This window comes from Streptomyces luomodiensis, assembly GCF_031679605.1.
In the GTDB taxonomy this organism is placed as follows: domain Bacteria; phylum Actinomycetota; class Actinomycetes; order Streptomycetales; family Streptomycetaceae; genus Streptomyces; species Streptomyces luomodiensis.
Genome location: NZ_CP117522.1, coordinates 4,574,585 through 4,591,795, shown reverse-complemented (window position 1 = coordinate 4,591,795; position 17,211 = coordinate 4,574,585). Strand labels below are relative to the sequence as shown.

Annotated in this window: 18 protein-coding genes; 14 read left to right on the top strand and 4 right to left on the bottom strand. The window is 71.7% G+C overall.

Annotated features, from left to right (window positions below):
- The first annotated feature begins 102 nt into the window (after positions 1–102).
- From PS467_RS19275 to tgmC, 6 genes are all read left to right on the top strand, one after another.
- On the top strand, positions 103–414 hold the full coding sequence (locus tag PS467_RS19275; protein WP_311036336.1) for an alpha-amylase inhibitor: 312 nt from the start codon (positions 103–105) through the stop codon (positions 412–414).
- Positions 415–581: 167 nt separating this feature from the next.
- On the top strand, positions 582–1,646 hold the full coding sequence (locus PS467_RS19270) for a hypothetical protein (protein WP_311036335.1): 1,065 nt from the start codon (positions 582–584) through the stop codon (positions 1,644–1,646).
- Positions 1,647–1,788: 142 nt separating this feature from the next.
- Positions 1,789–2,994: a helix-turn-helix domain-containing protein gene (locus PS467_RS19265; protein WP_311036334.1), complete on the top strand. Its 1,206-nt coding sequence runs from the start codon at positions 1,789–1,791 to the stop codon at positions 2,992–2,994.
- A 211-nt stretch (positions 2,995–3,205) separates the two neighbouring features.
- The gene (gene tgmA / locus PS467_RS19260) at positions 3,206–3,967 is read left to right on the top strand and encodes a putative ATP-grasp-modified RiPP (RefSeq protein ID WP_311036333.1); all 762 of its coding nucleotides are present in this window, start codon (positions 3,206–3,208) and stop codon (positions 3,965–3,967) included.
- Positions 3,968–3,978: 11 nt separating this feature from the next.
- Positions 3,979–4,938, top strand: a complete 960-nt coding sequence (tgmB, locus tag PS467_RS19255) for an ATP-grasp ribosomal peptide maturase (RefSeq protein WP_311036332.1) — start codon at positions 3,979–3,981, stop codon at positions 4,936–4,938.
- The gene (gene tgmC / locus PS467_RS19250) at positions 4,931–6,052 is read left to right on the top strand and encodes an ATP-grasp peptide maturase system methyltransferase (protein ID WP_311036331.1); all 1,122 of its coding nucleotides are present in this window, start codon (positions 4,931–4,933) and stop codon (positions 6,050–6,052) included. The genes tgmB and tgmC overlap by 8 nt, the downstream gene beginning before the upstream one ends.
- A 16-nt stretch (positions 6,053–6,068) precedes the next feature.
- Here tgmC and PS467_RS19245 read toward each other — a convergent pair whose 3' ends face one another.
- Positions 6,069–6,926 carry an ABC transporter permease gene (locus tag PS467_RS19245; protein ID WP_311036330.1) on the bottom strand — a complete coding sequence of 286 codons (858 nt, stop codon included), beginning with the start codon at positions 6,924–6,926 and terminating at the stop codon, positions 6,069–6,071.
- Positions 6,926–7,903 carry an ATP-binding cassette domain-containing protein gene (locus tag PS467_RS19240; protein WP_311036329.1) on the bottom strand — a complete coding sequence of 326 codons (978 nt, stop codon included), beginning with the start codon at positions 7,901–7,903 and terminating at the stop codon, positions 6,926–6,928. Before PS467_RS19240 ends, PS467_RS19245 begins: the two co-directional genes overlap by 1 nt.
- A 308-nt stretch (positions 7,904–8,211) precedes the next feature.
- Here PS467_RS19240 and PS467_RS19235 point away from each other — a divergent pair, with 308 nt between their 5' ends.
- Positions 8,212–8,826, top strand: a complete 615-nt coding sequence (locus PS467_RS19235) for a hypothetical protein (protein WP_311036328.1) — start codon at positions 8,212–8,214, stop codon at positions 8,824–8,826.
- Here PS467_RS19235 and PS467_RS19230 read toward each other — a convergent pair.
- Positions 8,744–10,003, bottom strand: coding sequence for a sensor histidine kinase (locus tag PS467_RS19230; RefSeq protein ID WP_311036327.1), 1,260 nt, complete (start codon positions 10,001–10,003; stop codon positions 8,744–8,746). The genes PS467_RS19235 and PS467_RS19230 overlap by 83 nt on opposite strands.
- A gap of 245 nt (positions 10,004–10,248) precedes the next feature.
- Here PS467_RS19230 and PS467_RS19225 point away from each other — a divergent pair, with 245 nt between their 5' ends.
- Positions 10,249–10,788, top strand: coding sequence for a hypothetical protein (locus PS467_RS19225; RefSeq protein ID WP_311036326.1), 540 nt, complete (start codon positions 10,249–10,251; stop codon positions 10,786–10,788).
- Between the two features lie 515 nt (positions 10,789–11,303).
- Here the strand turns inward: PS467_RS19225 and PS467_RS19220 are convergent.
- Complete coding sequence (locus tag PS467_RS19220; RefSeq protein ID WP_311036325.1) at positions 11,304–12,053, bottom strand: thioesterase II family protein; 750 nt, start codon at positions 12,051–12,053, stop codon at positions 11,304–11,306.
- Between the two features lie 360 nt (positions 12,054–12,413).
- Between PS467_RS19220 and PS467_RS19215 the strand changes: the two genes are divergently transcribed.
- The 6 genes from PS467_RS19215 to PS467_RS19190 all read left to right on the top strand — a co-directional run bounded on the left by PS467_RS19215 (position 12,414) and on the right by PS467_RS19190 (position 17,191).
- Entirely contained in the window at positions 12,414–12,632 is a 219-nt protein-coding gene (locus tag PS467_RS19215; RefSeq protein ID WP_311036324.1) for an MbtH family protein, read from the top strand.
- Positions 12,633–12,736: 104 nt separating this feature from the next.
- Entirely contained in the window at positions 12,737–12,988 is a 252-nt protein-coding gene (locus PS467_RS19210) for an acyl carrier protein (protein ID WP_268972829.1), read from the top strand.
- Positions 12,989–13,024: 36 nt separating this feature from the next.
- Positions 13,025–14,347: a beta-ketoacyl-[acyl-carrier-protein] synthase family protein gene (locus PS467_RS19205; RefSeq protein ID WP_311036323.1), complete on the top strand. Its 1,323-nt coding sequence runs from the start codon at positions 13,025–13,027 to the stop codon at positions 14,345–14,347.
- Entirely contained in the window at positions 14,344–15,471 is a 1,128-nt protein-coding gene (locus tag PS467_RS19200; RefSeq protein ID WP_311036322.1) for a beta-ketoacyl synthase N-terminal-like domain-containing protein, read from the top strand. Before PS467_RS19205 ends, PS467_RS19200 begins: the two co-directional genes overlap by 4 nt.
- Complete coding sequence (locus PS467_RS19195) at positions 15,468–16,442, top strand: beta-ketoacyl synthase N-terminal-like domain-containing protein (RefSeq protein ID WP_311036321.1); 975 nt, start codon at positions 15,468–15,470, stop codon at positions 16,440–16,442. The genes PS467_RS19200 and PS467_RS19195 overlap by 4 nt, the downstream gene beginning before the upstream one ends.
- Positions 16,439–17,191 (top strand): alpha/beta fold hydrolase, encoded by a 753-nt coding sequence (locus PS467_RS19190; protein WP_311036320.1) that lies wholly within the window; start codon positions 16,439–16,441, stop codon positions 17,189–17,191. Before PS467_RS19195 ends, PS467_RS19190 begins: the two co-directional genes overlap by 4 nt.
- The last annotated feature ends 20 nt before the right edge of the window (positions 17,192–17,211 follow it).

The following is a 17,211-nucleotide window of genomic DNA, read 5'->3' as shown; positions in this document are numbered from 1 at the left end:
ATTGCCGGAGGCGTGCACATGGATATGTCTTCGCTGCACGAACGAAGCACCAACGAAGCACCAACGAAAAGCCCGTAACACTTATCGATTGACGGAGGAACCGTGAGGAAATTCGCCGCCGCCGCGGGCGCCGCTCTGGGCGGGCTCGCCCTCGTCGCCGCCACCCAGGGCGCGGCCCAGGCCGCCCCGGCCACCGCCGAGGCCGCCGCCCCGAGCTGCGTCAAGGCCGACGTCACCTACCTGGTCGGCATCTTCGTCGACATCACCAACAACTGCTCCACCACGCAGAAGGTCAAGGTCGACTACGACCGCGACTACTTCAGCCCGTGTTTCACCCTGGCGCCGGGTGCGACCGCCAGCCACAGCGCGTCCATCATCTACGCCAGCCGCTACGAGGGCCTCGCCACCTGCTGAGACCCGCGTCACCCCGTCCGGTGCTCCCGAGCCCCCCTGCTCGGGAGCACCGCCGTTTCCGCTCCCTCAAATCTCCCGATCGGCAGATGTGGGGCGGTTCCCCGAAAGGTGATCCTGACCGGGGGATCCGGGTGATCCGGGTGATCCGGGTGTGGAAAGGATGAGTCATGACCCAGGTGGCGAACAGGGACCGGGAGCGGCCGAAGGTCACTCGCGCCGCCCGCTTCCGCTCCCGCTGGCCGGACCGGATCGGCTATGTGGCGGCCGCCGCGCTGTTCCTCTACGGCCTGGCCAACGTCTACTGGGCGCTGGGGGGCGACGGCTTCCCGTTCGGCGCGGAGGACGCCAACCCCGAGTACTCGGCGTTCGAGGACACCCCGGCGAACACCCTCGCGCCCGTACTCGCCGCCCTGCTGCTGCCCGCTTCGGCCGTCGCGCTGCTGATGGCGCTCCCGGGCCGGCGCCGGGTGCCGCGGAACGTACTGCTGGGCTGCACCTGGTGCTTCGTCGCCGTCACGCTCGCGGCGTTCGCCGACTTCCGGCTGCTGGGGAACCTCGCCTACGCGGTGATGCTCCAGATCGGCGCCATCAACTGGACGGTCGTCAACCAGTTCTTCCTCGTGGTGAGCGCCGGGCTGATGGCGGCCACGGCCCTCGCCTACCAGCGCCGGCTGCGGAACGCCTGCGGCAACTGCGGCCGCACCGACGGCGGTCCGGACTGGACCAGCCCGGCCGAGGCCGCGCGGTGGGGCCGCAAGGCCGTGCGGATCGCCGTCATCATCCCGTTCGTGTACGCCAGCACCCGCTGGGCCTGGGCGCTGGGCATTCCGCTGGGCATCTCCGACAAGCTCTGGGAGGAGGGCAAGGAGGACCACCTGTGGTACTGGGGCGCCGGCCTCGCCACGCTCGGCGCCCTCGGCGCCCTGCTCACCCTCGGCCTGGTCCAGCGCTGGGGCGAGATCTTCCCGCGCTGGATGCTCGGGCTGCGCGGGAAGCGGGTGCCGCCGCTGCTGGCCATCATCCCGGCCTCGCTGGTGTCGCTGCTGATCACGATCGCCGGGGTGATGTACATCCGGCTGGAGATCCAGGGCAAGTTCGACAACCAGAGCGAGGACTGGGGCACGACGGTCCCGGAGATGTTCTGGCCGCTGTGGGGGGCCGCGCTGGCCACCGCCACCCTCGCCTACCACCTCCGCCGCCGCGGCCGCTGCAAGCGCTGCGGCCGGCTCTGACGGCGGCCGGCGGCGCTTGGGCCCATGGCGCTGTGGAACCGCTTGGGCGCACGTCGGCCCCCGCCGTGGGGGCCGATCAGCCGTACCGGCGGAGCCGACCGCGGGTACCGTTCTGCGTGTCTAGGTCAGAACGGAGTTCACCATGCCGCAGAGCAATGAGGAACACACCGGCGCACGCATCGCGGACTACCGGAAACTGCGCCAGCTAACCCAGACCGCACTCGCACAACGATCGTTCCTCGCCCGCAGCACCATCGCCAAGGTCGAACGTGGCCTGGCGCCGGCCACCCCCTCTGTCGTAGCCGCCATCGCCCGAGTCCTGCAGGTGGATGTCGCTGTGCTCAACGGCCAGCCGTATACCTCCGAGTTGCAGCAGGACCATCTCGACCGCCTGATTTCCCCGTTGTCCGAGGCGCTCGACATGTACGACCTCGGGCCGGACCCCCACATCACGCCCCGGCTCATCGACCAGGTGGAGAGGGACGTACGGGCGCTGTGCAGCGGGGCCTCCGCCACCGAGTACAAAGACATCGGCTCAAAGCTGCCTGGTCTGCTCGGCGAACTCACCACCATGGTCAGCCTGCTGTCTCCGGGCGAGGACTACCGGCGTACGGCCTCATCGCTGAGCTGGTGCTACTGGGTGGCATACGAGTTCGCCTATCGAGTCGGCTTCCACCACCTGGCATCCATCGCACTGGAGCGCATGGGGTGGATGGCTGAGCAGGCTCAGGATCCGCTGCTGCTCGCCATCCGCCTGAACAAGCGGTCGAGCATGCTCCTCCGTCGCGGGAACAACCAGATGTCGCTACAGGTCATCACGCGCGGCCATCGGCTCGTCGGCCAGGTCGAGCAGCCCGAGTCAGTGGAGGCCCTGGCGGTGACCGGCAGTCTGCATCTCGCGTCGGCCATCGCGGCCGCTCAGGCGCGCGATGCTGACTCGGTCACCGGGTACATGGGTCTGGCTCGCGAGATGGCCGAGAAGATCGGCCGAGATGTGCCGGACGTCTATTGGACGTCGTTCGGTCTGACGAACGTGCAGCACTTCGACGTTGCGACGAACGTGGAGCTCGGTGAGCTCGGCGAGGCGGTGAAGCTGTCCAAGAAGCTGCATTTCCCGGACACGCACCCCCGCATGCGGGTGGGCCGGTACTACATCGAGATGGCCCGCGCCTATGCGCAGATGGGGAAGACGGAGCCTGCTGAGCGCTTCTTGGTACGGGCGCGTAAGGTCGCTCCGCAGCAGGCCCGGTATCACCCCCTTGTGCGGGAGACCATCGGCGTCCTGGTGCGCCGTCAACGGAGGGCGCCGGAAACCCTGTCTTCGCTGGCCGCGTGGGTCGGCATGTAGCAGCACCCGGGCGCCCCATTGTTCCCCGTTTGGGAACACTGTCAGCCTCGCGGGTCGGCACGATGTGATGGTCAGCACACAGACCGTGCACGGAGCCGACCATGACAACCAGAACTCTGCTGTGGACACCGCTGAACACGGAACGCGCCGAGGCGTTACCGGTGTGTCGTCAAGGGCATGTGCGTCGAAACCTCGGACGGGGCGGCGCCTCGTGAGCATCGCAACCCGGCCCTCCGCGACAGGAGCGCCGACGTACACCCGGTCCTTCCCCCGCGAGCGGCAGTCCGCGCCTCTGGCCCGGCGGCTGGTGGAGGCCGCCCTGGACACCTGGCACCTGCCACAGCTCGTCGACTGCGCGACCCTCCTTGTGACCGAACTCGTCGCCAACGCCGCCGACCATGCCCACGGCTCCTGTATCCGCGTCACCGTGACCCGCACAGGGGGCTGTCGCGTCCGCGTCGCGGTCATCGACAAGGACCGCACCGAGCCGCGGCCGCGAGCCGCCGGCCCGGATGATGAGCACGGCCGTGGCCTGACCATCGTCCACGCCCTGTCGGCCGTTTGGGGCGTCGACCCCCTGCCATGGGGGAAACGGGTTTGGGCGGAGTGCGCTCTGAAAGCGACTGACCGTGCTCCCGTAACTCGGTTGGCCGCCCCCGTCCTGCACGACATCACCGTACGAAGCGACCAAGGAGGAGACGTGCAAACGAGCCTCGCAGGTACGGAGACGGCCGCACCGGCCCCGTGGGGGCTGCGCCGTATGGCGCCGCTGCGCAACGGTGCTCCCTCCCCGTGGCGGTACGCGGGCGTTGACCCTGCCACGCAGACCGGCCGATGGGTCGGGGAGGACGGAGCCATGACACCGGCCGAACTCGGCAAGCACGGCACGTCCGTGAACACCTACCCGCCCACGCAGGTCAGCAAGGACGGGAAGCAGGACCCCGACTCTGGCCACGACGCGACGCAGGACTAGGGGGTGACGCCATGGACGGACGCCCGGTACTGGTCTGTACGGAGTACGAGGACGCAACCGCTGATCTGGTCATCGCGGAGTTGAACCGGCGCCGGGTGCCCGTCCTCCGGTTCGACCCGGGGCGGGACTTCCCGACGCCCATGGTGCTCGCCGCGCGAACCGGCGCGGGCGGCTGGGGCGGGCGGCTGACGGTCGGGGAGCGTACGGCCGACCTGTCCGCCGTGCGCGCCCTTTACCACCGTCGGCCGAGTCCCTACCCAACGGGGAGCGGCGAGCAGGCGGCGCGGTTCGCCGCGCAGGAGAACCGGCGCGGCCTGGGCGGCGTGCTGGGCGCGCTACCGGGGTGCCTGTACCTGAGCCACCCGCAGGCCATCGCACGGGCCGAGTACAAGCCCGCGCAGCTGGCCGCGGCGACCCGCGTGGGGCTCATGGTCCCGGCCACCCTCATCACGAACGACCCGGGGGAGGCCAAGGCGTTCTGCGCCGAACACCCCACGATCTACAAACCCTTGCACGCGGGGGCGTATGACGTTGCGGGCGAACCCGCCGGAATCTGGGCCGCCCCGGTCGAGGCGGGCGAGATCGACGCCGCGGTGACCCACAGCGCGCACCTGTTCCAAGCTCAGGTGCCCAAGGTGGCGGACGTGCGCGCGGTCGTCGTCGGCGAGCAGGTGTTCAGCGCCCGCATCACCGCGCCGCCCGGGGTCGTGGACTGGAGAGCCGAGTACCAGAACCTCACCTATGAGCCGATCACCTGCCCGGACGGGACACACGGGGCGCTGCTGCGGTTCCTCGCCGCTTTCGGCCTGCACTTCGGCGCCTTCGACTTTGCCATGACCGCGGACGGCGCATGGTGGTTTCTGGAGTGCAACCCCAACGGCCAATGGGCGTGGCTCGAAGACGCGGCCGGCCTGCCGATCACAACCGCAATCGCAGACCTGTTGGAGAACGGAGCGAGTCAGCATGAGTGACCCTCTGACGTCGGGAGACCTACGGGCCGACCTCGCGCGACGCCTGTCCAAGGCCGGTGCCCTGCGCAGCCCGGAATGGGAATCGGCCGTGTTGTCTGTACCCCGCGAGGCGTTCCTTTCGCACGGCTGGTTCGAGTACGAAGAGGGCGGCTGGTACCGGCCCGTATCCGGGGAGTCCGAGGAAGGGCTGGCGCGGATCTACGAAGACGACACCCTCGTGACACAGGTGGCCGGGGGTGTCTTCCCCGACCAGGTCGAGGGGCGTATCGCCGCTGCCCCGTCGTCGTCGTCCACCCTGCCGAGTCTGGTCGTGCGAATGCTCGAAGACCTGCGGGCGACCGAGGGGACGCGCGTCCTTGAGATCGGCACCGGCACGGGCTACTCAACCGCGTTGCTGTGCGCCGCCGTCGGCGAGGACAACGTGACCACGGTCGAGGTCGACGCGGAGGTGTCCGCCCGTGCCGGAATGGCACTCGCGGGCGCCGGGTACTGGCCTGACCGCGTGGTCGGTGACGGCCTGGCCGGCCACAAGGGGGGCGGCCCGTATGACCGCGTGATCGCCACGTGCGGCGTGCACACGGTGCCGGCCGACTGGCTCGCGCAGACCCGGCCCGGCGGTGAGGTCCTGGTCACGGTCGGCGGGTGGATGCAAGCATCCGAACTCGTACGGCTCACGGTCGCCGATGACGGCACGGCGAGCGGCCCGGTTCTCGTCGGACAGGTCTCGTTCATGCTGGCCCGTCCCCACCTCCCGCCCCCGCTCGGCGTTCTGCCGAACCTCGGCGCGGGCGACGCGGTGCCCGCCGAGCTGGGTGCCGACGCGCTCGACGACTGGACGACCCGGTTCGTCGCGCAGTTCGCCGCGCCGCGCGCGCAGCGGCTCACGCTGGAACGGGAGGGCCGGACCGAACTCGTCGTGATCGACGTGGACGCGGAGTCATGGGCGGTCGTCTTCCAAGACGGCGGCCGGTGGATGGTCCGGCAGGGCGGCACGACGCGTCTGTGGGACGAGATCACCGAGCGCGTCACACGATGGCAGGCGGACGGGCGGCCGTCGGCCGACCGCATGCGGCTGCACGTCGGCCCCGACGGGCAACGCCTCACCTGGGCGTGAGCTTCTCGGCGCTCGTTCAGCTGGCCTTGCGGAAGTTGCGGATGGCCAGTGGGGCGATGACGGCGACGACCACCGTGCAGATGCCCAGGGTCGCCAGCACCGTACCGGCACGCGGCTCGCCCAGGGCCAGGCCCCGGGCGGCGGTGATGGCGTGGGACATCGGGTTCACCTCGGCGAAGGCCCGCAGCCAGGACGGCAGCCCGTCGGGCGGTACGAACGCGTTCGAGGCGAACAGCAGCACCATGTTGACCATGCCGCCCACCGGCTGCATCGCCTCCGGCTTGCGCAGCCACGCCGAGAGCGCCATGAACACCCAGCCCAGCGACCAGCCCAGCACCACGGCCACCAGCAGCGCGCCGATGGAGCCCAGGACCCCGCCGGCGGGGTCGAACCCGAAGATCAGAGCGCCGGCGACCAGCATCACCACCATGTTCACCGCGTTCAGCACGGTGTCGGCGATGCTCCGGCCGATGAGGATGGTGCCGGTGTGGATCGGCATGGACTTGAAGCGGGAGATGATCCCGTTGTTCAGCTCGGTGGTCAGCGCCACACCGGACTTCAGCCCCGCGCTGATCGCGCTGGTGATGAGGAAGGCGGGCAGCAGATAGTCGATGTAGCTGACGCCCGCCGGGAACGACTGCGCCTGCGACACGCTGCGGAACACCTGGCTGAAGACGGTCAGCATCAGGATCGGTTCCAGGACGCCCGGCAGCACCAGGGCCGGTTCGCGCAGCGCCCGCAGCGACCGCCCGGAGAGCACCTGGATCTGCCGGAGCGGGCCGGAGCCGTGGAAGCGCTGCCGGTCGCGCGGCGGGCCCGGCGCCGCGGTGGCACCGGCTTCCGGTGGGTTCGGGCGCTCGGTGGCGATGCTCATCAGGACGTCCCTGCCTCGGAGTCGGTGGTCGTGGAGTGATTCAGGGCCGTGGGGTGGTTCAGGGCCATGTAGACGTCGTCGAGGGTCGGTTCGGAGAAGGCGAGCCCCGCGATGTCGGTACCGGCCTCGTCGACGGCCCGGACCACCACCGCGATATCCGTGGAGTCGGCCACGGGGATGGTGAGGACCAGCCCGTCCTCCTCGTGGGACGGGGTCAGGGCCGCCCGGCGCAGCGCCTCGACGGTGCGGCCCCGGTCCTCGGCCCGGCGCAGGGTGACGGAGACGCTGCGCCGTCCGACCCGCTCCTTGAGCTCGGCCGCCGTGCCCGAGGCGATGATCCGGCCCGCCGCCAGGACGGTGATCGAGTCGGCCAGCTGGTCGGCCTCCTCCAGGTACTGCGTGGTCAGCAGGACCGTGGTGCCGTCCTTCACCAGGCGCTCCACGATCTCCCACAGCCCGCGCCTGGCCACCGGGTCCAGTCCGGTGGTGGGCTCGTCCAGGAAGACCACCTCGGGCCGTCCGACCAGGCTGGCCGCCAGGTCCAGACGGCGGCGCATGCCCCCGGAGTAGTTCTTGGCGTTCCGGCGCCCGGCGTCGGTCAGGTCGAACAGCTCGAGCAGCTCATCGGCGCGCGCCGCCGCCTCCGCCCGGGTCGCCCCCAGCAGCCGGGCGATGAGGATCAGGTTGTGGCGCCCCGGAAGCGTCTCGTCCACCGCCGCGTACTGGCCGGTGAGGCCGATGAGCCGGCGCACCTCCTCGCCCTGGGTGGTCACATCGAGCCCGGCGACCCTGGCCCGTCCGGAGGATGGGCGGGTCAGGGTGCTCAGGATGGAGACCAGGGTGGTCTTCCCGGCACCGTTGTGCCCGAGCAGCCCCAGGACGGAGCCGCGCGGTACGGCGAGGCTGATATCGTCCAGCGCGGTCATCGACCCGAATCGCTTCGAAATATGCGAGACGTCGATCATCATCGTGTCCACCGGATATACGGTAGGTGGAATGCCGCGCCGAAGGACCCGGCTATCGATAACGTCGAATTGGAATTGCCGGGTGCGGATAGCGGTGCTATTCCGGTCGATGTGCTGTTTCCGCCGACGCGCCGTTCCCGTCCGCCGAGTCCGCCGAGTCTGCCGAGTCTGCCGAGTCCGCCGAGTCTGCCTATGGCTGCCGTGGTCTGCCGAACGGCACATTCCGCACCGGCCGGGCTCCCCCGGGACCTGCCGATCGGTGGATGTGCCGGCCCGTCCCGTTCCGTCACGCTGAGAGCGGACCGACGGAGGAGACCATCATGACGATGACCACCGACCAGGACCTGGCTTCCCCGCAGCCCGCCGACGGCGTGGTCGGGCCGGGCCCACGCCCCTCGCGGCTGGTCCGCTGGGCGGCGCACGCCGTGCCGTTCACCCTGCTGCCCACCGGGCTGTGGAGATGCGCGATGGGGTTCGGCGTGCCGCTCGGCTTCGCCCCGACCTCGGACCTGCACGAGAGCCAGTTCCCGAGCTGGATGACGCTGTACGTCATCGCGCTCAGCCTGTTCGCCGAGGGGCTCGGGCTGCTCACGCTCGGCCTGGTGCGGCCCTGGGGCGAGGTCGTGCCGCGCTGGATCCCGTTCCTGGGCGGCAAGCGGATTCCGGTGCTGTGCGCGGTGATCCCGGCTTCCCTCGGCGCGCTCGCCGTCACCTTCATCACCATCGTCGGCGCCTTCACCTGGAACGCCCCGGAGAACCTGGCCGAGATCAGCGATCCGTACGGCCCGTTCTACTGGCTCCAGACCGCCTGTTACGCACCGCTGCTGGCCTGGGGGCCGCTGCTGGGCGTGGTCACCGTCGCGTACTACCGGCGTCGCCGAGCGGCAGAACGGCGGCCGTCCGCCAGCCTCCCCGCGCGTCCGGACCCGCGCTGAACGTGCCGCCGAGCGCCTCGATCCGCTCGGTCAGGCCCAGCAGCCCCTGCCCGCCCCGGCGGCCGTCCTCGCCGAGGAGGCCGCCGGAGCCCGAGCTGATCGCCTCGGCGCCGTTGACGACGCTGACGGCCAGCGCGTGCCCCTCCGCCCCGTTCCCCCGGCCGTCGGACGGCTCCAGTGCCACCCTGACCCGTACGGTGGCCGCCGTACGGGCGTGCCGGCGGACGTTGGTGAGCGCCTCCACCACCATCCGGTGCGCGGTACTGGCCACTTCGCGTGGGATGCGGGCGATCGCCTCGGCGGTCAGCTCCAGTTCGAGCCCCACATCGGCCCGCCCCGAGGAGCGGAACCGCTCCACCACATCGGTGATGTCCTCCAGCCCGTACGCCCGCGGCCGGTCCTCCGACTCGTCGCCCTCGGCACCGGCGCTGTCGCTCAGCATCCGCACCGTACGGTCCATCGAGCCGAGCGCCTGCTGACCGGCCGCCTCGATCTGCTGGAGCAGCGGCATGACCCGCTCCGGCTGGTCGGCCCCCACCAGCTGCGCGGCCTGGGCGAGCACCACGATGCCCGAGATGTCATGGGCGACGAAGTCATGCAGGTCCCGTGCGAGTTCGAGGCGCTGACTGCGGCGCGCCTCCCGCACCGAGCTCAGCCGCCGTACGTCCAGCGCGCGGAGGTACCCCCCGACCACGGCCGCCACGATGACCCCGAAACCCATGAACGCGCACTGGCCGCACGCCTCCAGAAACGTGTCGTACGCCCCCACCCGCAGGATCACCGTCGAACCCGACACCGACAGCAGCACCACCAGCGGAGCCCCTTGGCGCGCGGGCGCGAACCGCGCCACGACGAACACCAGCGCCATCACCGCGGCGAACTCCACCAGCATCAGCAGACCGATCGGCGACTCCTCATCCGCGTCCCCGGTCAGCAGCGTCCCCAGCACGGAGACCAGGGCCACCGCCCCGGCCGTCACGCTGAGCCGCGGTCGCGTCCGCGGCCACCAGCCGACCGTCACCAGCGTGGCCCCGACCGCCACCACCAGGGACACGGCCGCCGCCCATCCGGCCCGGGGCCCGGCCGCCACCCCGCCCACCACCGCACCCCCGGCGGCGACCCCGCACACCACCTTCCGCACTCCCCGCCACGACCCGCGCCCGCTCTCCCCGCCCATGGCCTCTCCCCCCGCGCTTGTCCCACCCCGTCGTGCCCCGTGGCCGGGTTGTGCCCAGGGGACGTGCCCGCAGGGTAGCCGCCGAAGGCCGCCGGAAGCGGCCGGACACCGCCGGCCACGACCCCTTCCGGGCCGAGCGGCACCCCGGTTCGCGACATTCGATATGGCGTGGACAGCCGCCCGCCACCCGTGGGAGGACTGCCGGGAAGCCACCCCCCTACGGGACGCCAGGGAGATGCATGCCAATGGGCGCGCGGAGCCACGAGGGCCAGGCCGAGTTGGACCGGATACTGCCGCGCTGGCATTTCCGGGAGGTCCACCAGGTGTGTGTCGCGGCGCCGGCCGAGGCGGTGCTGCGGGCGGTGTGGGAGACCACCTGGGGGGAGGCGCCGATCGCCCGGGCGCTGGTGGCGCTGACCCGGGCCGATGTGCGCAAGGACCGGCGGATCGTCAGGGACTTCCTCGGCGGGATGGGGGAGACGCTGAACGCCGGAGGCGGCGAGGTCGTGTTCGTGGGCGTGGACACGCTGGAGGACCGGCCACGGCCCGAGGGCAGCGCGGTGGAGCTGGTCCGGGAATGCGCGGAACCGGGGCTGCTGAAGATGGTGATGAACGTGCGCTTCCGCGACGGGATGCTCAGCACGGAGACCCGGGTGTACGCCACCGACGACCGCACCCGGCGCCGCTTCCGCCCGTACTGGCTGGCCGTCCGGGCCGGGAGCGGCCTGACCCGGACCTCAATGCTCCGCGCCATCCGCCGCCGGGCCCTCCGGACGGCGGGCTGACCCGCGTCGGGGTGGTGTGGCCGGTCGGCCGGGTCTTGCGGGTGACGGGCCGGTCCGCGCGTGGACGCTGGGTGGGGTGGGTGGTCCGCTGCTGGGCCCTTCGGGCGGTGGGCTGATCCGCGTCGGGGTGGCGTGGCCGGTCGGCCGGATCTTGCAGATGACGGGTTGGCCCGCGCGTGGACGCGGGACGGGGTGGGTGGCCCGCCGCCGGGCCCTCCGGGGTGCGGGCCGACCCGCGCGTGGACGGAGCGGCTGGGGTGTGGGGGGCGCGCCATCCGCCGCCGGGCCCTCCGGGGGGGGCGGCCGCCGAGCGGACGCGGTAGACGCCGCGCGGCAGCCGCTACGGCGCGGGGCCGGGGCTCGGCGCGGGGACCGCGCTTCAAGCACGGGACCGGGGCTGCAACGCCTCGCGCTACGCCCCGGGCGCCGGGGTTACTGGCGCGCCGATGGGACAACAGCGCGCGGAGGCCGGGGTTGCGGCGCGCCGACGGGACAGCAGCGCATGGGGGCCGGGGCTACCGCGCCGCCGACGGCGCCAGCGCGGCTACCGACTCGGGTAGGCGGGCCCATACCTTGGGGGTGTAGAAGTGCCCGCCCGGCAGCTCGTCGGCCCGGAACTCCCCGGCGGCCAGGGGGCGCCAGCGGTCGGCCGGGGCGTCGAGGTCGTCGTCCACGCCGTACAGCACCTGGAGCGGTGTGCGCACCGCGAGGCCCTCGCGGTAGCGGTAGCCGTCGGAGAGCCGCAGATCGGCGCGGAAGACCTCCAGCGCCATCGCGCACAGATCGGGCTCCTCCAGCACCTCGGGGGCGAGCTGGCCCACCGTGCTCATCCAGGTCAGGAGCTGCTCGTCGGTGTCGCTCGCGCGCGGGCTCCGGCGGCTCTTCTCGGCCCAGCGGGTGGGGGAGTCGGAGGCGGAGACCACCAGAGCCTGTGGCGGGGTGCCGGCGCCCGCCTCGAGCCGGCACGTGAGCTCGAAGCCGACCCAGGCGCCCATGCTGTGCCCCAGCAGGACGTACGGACGCGTCGCGGCGACGGACCGGACGGCGGTCAGCGCGTCCTCGACCAGCGCGTTCCAGTCGGCCGCGAACGGCACGGTGTATCGGCCCTCGCGGCCGGGGTAGCAGTACAAGGCCAGTTCCACGTCCGGCGGCAGGGCCTCGGCCCAGGGCCGGAAGGAGGCCGTACCGCCGCCGCAGAAGCTCAGGCACAGCAGGGTCCGGCCGGCGGCTGGGCGGGGAAGCGGATGGAACAGTGCCCGGGACACCGGCGACTCCTCGGCGGTGGACAGCGGTTGGCCCGGTCACGGTACCGCCCCGGTTCCCGGCCGGTGCCTGGAGCCGAGAATTTCTTGATGGCCCGAAGTCACAGTGCGTGGTAGCGCGGTCGGGCTGGGTGACGCCGCGACGTCCGCCGCGGGGGTCGTGCTGCGCCGAACATCCCTTTTCTCGCGTTCCCGGCTGAGGGCGGAACGCGCGGGCCGGACCTTGGCAACGCTTTATCAGATTCTTCTCATTGCAATCTCTCACGCCCCTCCCGTCGCTCGTCGCCAAAGAAGCTTGTGGGTCAGAATCACGGCTGCCTATGGTCGGTCCGAAATGGGCGAGCACCCCTGGAAGGGAAGCTGATGGCTAATCCATTCGAGGACGACGGGGCCGACTACTACGTCCTGGTGAACGACGAGGGACAGCATTCCCTGTGGCCCGCCTTCGCCGAGATACCGGCCGGCTGGAAGTCCGTTCACGGCCTTGCCCCGCGGCAGCAATGCCTCGACTACATCAACGAGAACTGGACCGACATGCGCCCGCGCAGCCTCGCCGAGGCCATGGCGGCGGACGGGTCCTGAGGCACGGACCGGCCGCACCGCACCACACGGCACCGCATCACAGAGCACCACACCGCACCGCACAGCAACGCGTCAACGAAACCGTGGATGAGGAGAAAACCGGCATGGCCACGATCACTGCGGAGCTCCAGGCGACCATCAAGGAGATCGTCTGCGACATTCTCGAGCTGGAAGAGGACGAGGTCACCGACACCAGCCTCTTCATCGATGACCACGGCGCCGACTCACTCCGGGCCATCGAGATCCTCGCCTCCCTGGAGAAGGAGTTCAAGATCACCATTGACCAGTCCGAGCTGAGCGAAATGGTGAATCTGGAAAAGGTCTACCAGGTGGTGGCGGAGGCCCCCAGCCGGTAACCGGCCCGTGGCCGCCGAGTCAAAAGGGAAGTCACCATGTCCGAATCACGTCCCGGTGCCGACGCGGTGAAACGCCGTGTGGTGCTCACCGGTTTCGGCGTCATTTCCAGTATCGGGATCGGCGCCGCCGATTTCACCCGGAGCCTGCGGGAGGGGCGCAGCGGAGTCAGCCCCATCTCGGTGTTCGACGTCGAGGGCTTCGCACACGTCAACGGGTGTGAGGTCAGGGGGTTCGCCCCCGAGCAGTGGATCACCAGTACCCCCGTTCAGGAGCTCGGACGGGCCAGCCGGTTCGCCGTGGCGGCGGCCCGGATGGCCGTCCAGGACGCGGGACTCGACCCCGCGTGGCTGGGCGACCGGCGGGGACTGGTCTCCGTGGGCACCACGGACGGTGAGTCCTTCGAACTCGACCAGCTGGTGGCGACCGAAGTCGCCGAGGGCCCCGAGCGGATGGACCGGCAGACGGTGCGCCGGGTGCCGGCCGCCCGGCTGTCCACCGCCATCGCACAGGAGCTCCAGCTCACCGACGTCGAGGCGCTGACGATCGCGACCGCCTGTTCCGCGGGCAACTACTCGATCGGCTACGGCTTCGACGCGGTGAGCTCCGGAGAGGTCGAGTACGCCCTGTGCGGCGGCGCGGACGCGATGTGCCGCAAGACCTTCACCGGCTTCTACCGGCTGGGCACCATCGCGCCCGAGTGCTGCCAGCCCTTCGATGTGAACCGCAAGGGCATCCTCACCGGCGAGGGCGCCGGGGTGCTGGTGCTGGAGAGCCTGGAGTCGGCGCTGGCGCGCGGCGCCCGTATCTACGCCGAGGTGCTCGGCTACGGCCTCAACTGCGACGCCTACCACCAGGTGGCGCCCAACGGGGACAGCGTCGCCGCGTGCATGGAGCTCGCCCTGAACAACGCCGGGGTCAAACCGGAAGAGGTCGACCTGATCTCGGCCCACGGCACCGGCACCAAGGCCAACGACATCACCGAGTCCCGGGCGATCCGCCAGGTCTTCGCGGCCGCGACACCGCGCACCATCTCCCTGAAGTCCATGCTGGGACACACCATGGGCGCCGCCAGCGCCCTGGGCGCTATCGCCTGCGGACTCGCCATCACCCACGGCTTCATCCCACCGACCATCAACCACACGGTGACCGACCCCGAGTGCGAGATCGACTGCGTGCCCAACCAGGCCGTCGACGCCGATCTGAGGGTCGTCCAGAACAACGGCCTGGCCTTCGGCGGCAACAACGCCATCGTCATCCTCGGCAAGTACGAGGGCGACGAGGAGGCCGAGCAGGCCAAGGGAGCCGAGGGAGCCGAGGCCGGCAGCGGGGCCCCGGCGGGATCGCGGAGCGCCTCATGAGCTTCCCGATCACCGGTATCGGCGCGGTCGCCAGCATCGGCGACGACCCCGACGAGATCTTCGCGTCCCTGTGCGAGGGCCGCAGCGGCATCGGGCCGCTGCGCGGCTTCGACGAGCGGCGGTTCACCGCACGGCAGCTCTTCGAGATCGACGACCGCACCGGCGACGGTGACGAACCCGGCCGCGCCACCCGCTTCCTGATGGAGGCGGTGCGCCAGGCCGCCGCGGACGCCGGGCTCCCCGACGACCTCGGCGGGGTCCCGGTGCTGGTCGGCACCGGGCTGCGGGAGCTGCGCTCGCTGGAGCTGTGGTGGCGCGACGGCGTCCCCTTCACCGCGGACGGCCTCGACTTCGGGCCCGCGCTGCGCCGCCGCTTCGGCGCGTACGACACCCACACCTTCGCCGGCGCCTGCTCCGCCTCGCTCTACGCGCTGGCGCTCGGCTGGGACCTGCTGGAACAGGGTGAGACCGACACGGTGATCGTGGCCGGCTGCGACACGGTGACCGAGTCCATGTTCGGCCTCGCCGACCGGGTGCAGTTCGACCCGCCGCCGCAGGTGCGCCCCTTCGACCGGGACCGGCAGGGGACCATCCTCGGCGAGGGCGCCGCCGCGATCGTGCTGCGCCGCGAGCCGGCGGCCGGGCGTCCGGTCCGCGGCTGGCTGCGCTCGGTCGCGGTCAACTGCGACGCCTACCACCAGACCGCGCCCGACGCGGACGGGGTGCGGGCCTCCATCGAGATGGCCCAGCGGGCGGCGGGCAGCCGCCCCGAGGACATCGACCTGGTGGTGCTGCACGCCACCGGCACGCCGCTCAACGACCGCACCGAGGCGGAGGTGGTGGCCGAGGTGTTCAAGGGCGCCTCCCCCGCCTTCACCGGGATCAAGGCACTGACCGGGCACACCTCCGGCTCCGCCGGGCTGATGAGCCTGATCGTGGCGCTCCGGTCGGTCGAGAGCGGCCGGATACCGCCGATCGCCAACCTCACCGAGCCGCTGCCCGAGGGCGAGGGGCTGCGGCTGGTCAGTGACCGTCCGCTCACCGCACCGGTCCGGGTGGCCCAGGTCAACGGCTTCGGCTTCGGCGGCGTCAACGCCGTCGCGATCGTGGCGGGTGCGGCATGACAGCGACCACGACAGTGACGACGACAGCGACGACATCAGCGGCCGCGGCGGTCACGGGCGTCGGGGTCGTCCTGCCCGGACTGAACGAGCCCGGCGGGCTGCGGCACGGCCCGGTGGCCGGTGCGGACCCGGTGGATCCGGCCGCCCTCATCGGCAAGAAGGGGCTGCGGTTCAAGGACCGCGCCACTCAGCTGGGGCTGTGCATGGCCGCGGCCGCGCTGACCGACGCCGGACTCCTCGGCCCGCGGGGGCTGCTCGTCCCCGGTGACCGGGTGGGGGTGGTGGTCAGCTCCAACCTGGGCAACGCCGATACGGTCTGCCGGGCGGTGGCGACCATCGCCGAGGAGAACACCGGCGCCCTGAGCCCGATGGACACGCCCAACGCGTCCAGCAACATCATCGCCTCCGAGATCGCGATCCGCTTCGGGCTGCGCGGACCGAACCTCACCGTGTGCAACGGCGTCACCTCGGGCCTCGACGCGCTGCGCTGGGCCCGCCTGACGCTGCGTTCGGGCCGGGCCGACCACATGGTGGTGGCCGGCGTGGAGCCGGACAACGACGTCACCCGGCGGCTCACCGGCGCGCGGATGGTCGACGGCGGGGCGGCCGTGGTGGTCAGCCGGACGGACGCGGCGGGCGCCGCCGCGCCCCGGGTGCTGCTCGGCCCCTCGTTCCGTACCGAGAAGCTGCCCGACTGCGTCGCCGCCCTGGCCGACGCCGTCCCGGGCCCGGCCCGGGAGGCGGCCGCCGGGCTGTGGCTCGGCCCGGACCCGTCCGCCGTCCCGCCCGGGGGCGAGACGGCCGACCTCTCCGGCTGGGGCGACTGCTCGGGCGCGCTGGGGCTGCTGCACTGCGCGACCGCCGTCGCCTGGGCCGACTCCGGCCGTACTGAACCGGTCTACGCGCTGCTCGGCGGCGCCGGCGGGGAAGCGAGCGGCACGGTCTGGATCCCGGTGGAGCGTGCGGCGTGAAGCGGATCGTCCTGCTGCACGGGCTCGGCAACAGCAGCGGCATCTGGACCGGGCTGGCCGCCCATTGGCGTCCCGATGTGCGGATCCACGCTCCCGACCTGCCGTGGACCGGCATGGGGATCGCGGAATGGCGCCATGAGCGGGACTCGGCCCGGCTGGTCGAGGAGGTCCTGGCGGCCACTCCGGGCGGCGGCGCGGACCTGGTGGTCGCGCACTCCTTCAGCTCGGTGCTGCTGCTGGAGCTGCTCGCCCGCCGGGCGCTGGCCGGGAACCCCCTCGACGTGCCCGGTGTGGTGCTGGTGAACCCCTTCTACCGGCGGGCCGCGGACGACTTCGAGTGGGGCATGATGGCGCCCCTGCTGGACAGCTTTCCGCAGACCATGTCGGAGGGCATCCGGCTGCAGTCCGGCGACCGCCCGATCCAGCCGGAGCTGCGGGCCGACATCGCCCGGCGGCTGTGCGAATGGGTCGGCCCGTACGGCTGGCTGCGCTTCCTGGACGCCTACCTCGGCACCCCGCTGATCCGCGTGGCCGCGATCGACACCCCGTGCCTGGTGATCGGCGGAGACCAGGACGCCACCGCCGATGTCGCCCAGGCCCGCACGCTCGCCGCCGAACTGCCCCGCGGCCGGGTGCGCGTCCTGCCCGGCGGCGGCCACTTCCCGATGCTGGAGCGGCCCGCATGGTTCACCGGCGTCCTGCACGACTTCCTCGACCGCTGCGACCTCAGCCCGGTGGCCGGCACCTGAACCCGGCGACGGAAACGACC

Excerpts from the sequence above, each read along its gene's own strand:
- PS467_RS19270 (WP_311036335.1), top strand. The coding sequence starts at position 582 with ATGACCCAGGTGGCGAACAGGGACCGGGAGCGGCCGAAGGTCACTCGC.
- PS467_RS19265 (WP_311036334.1), top strand. The coding sequence starts at position 1,789 with ATGCCGCAGAGCAATGAGGAACACACCGGCGCACGCATCGCGGACTAC.
- tgmB (WP_311036332.1), top strand. The coding sequence starts at position 3,979 with ATGGACGGACGCCCGGTACTGGTCTGTACGGAGTACGAGGACGCAACC.
- tgmC (WP_311036331.1), top strand. The coding sequence starts at position 4,931 with ATGAGTGACCCTCTGACGTCGGGAGACCTACGGGCCGACCTCGCGCGA.
- PS467_RS19245 (WP_311036330.1), bottom strand. The coding sequence starts at position 6,926 with ATGAGCATCGCCACCGAGCGCCCGAACCCACCGGAAGCCGGTGCCACC.
- PS467_RS19235 (WP_311036328.1), top strand. The coding sequence starts at position 8,212 with ATGACGATGACCACCGACCAGGACCTGGCTTCCCCGCAGCCCGCCGAC.
- PS467_RS19230 (WP_311036327.1), bottom strand. The coding sequence starts at position 10,003 with ATGGGCGGGGAGAGCGGGCGCGGGTCGTGGCGGGGAGTGCGGAAGGTG.
- PS467_RS19225 (WP_311036326.1), top strand. The coding sequence starts at position 10,249 with ATGGGCGCGCGGAGCCACGAGGGCCAGGCCGAGTTGGACCGGATACTG.
- PS467_RS19215 (WP_311036324.1), top strand. The coding sequence starts at position 12,414 with ATGGCTAATCCATTCGAGGACGACGGGGCCGACTACTACGTCCTGGTG.
- PS467_RS19210 (WP_268972829.1), top strand. The coding sequence starts at position 12,737 with ATGGCCACGATCACTGCGGAGCTCCAGGCGACCATCAAGGAGATCGTC.
- PS467_RS19205 (WP_311036323.1), top strand. The coding sequence starts at position 13,025 with ATGTCCGAATCACGTCCCGGTGCCGACGCGGTGAAACGCCGTGTGGTG.
- PS467_RS19200 (WP_311036322.1), top strand. The coding sequence starts at position 14,344 with ATGAGCTTCCCGATCACCGGTATCGGCGCGGTCGCCAGCATCGGCGAC.
- PS467_RS19195 (WP_311036321.1), top strand. The coding sequence starts at position 15,468 with ATGACAGCGACCACGACAGTGACGACGACAGCGACGACATCAGCGGCC.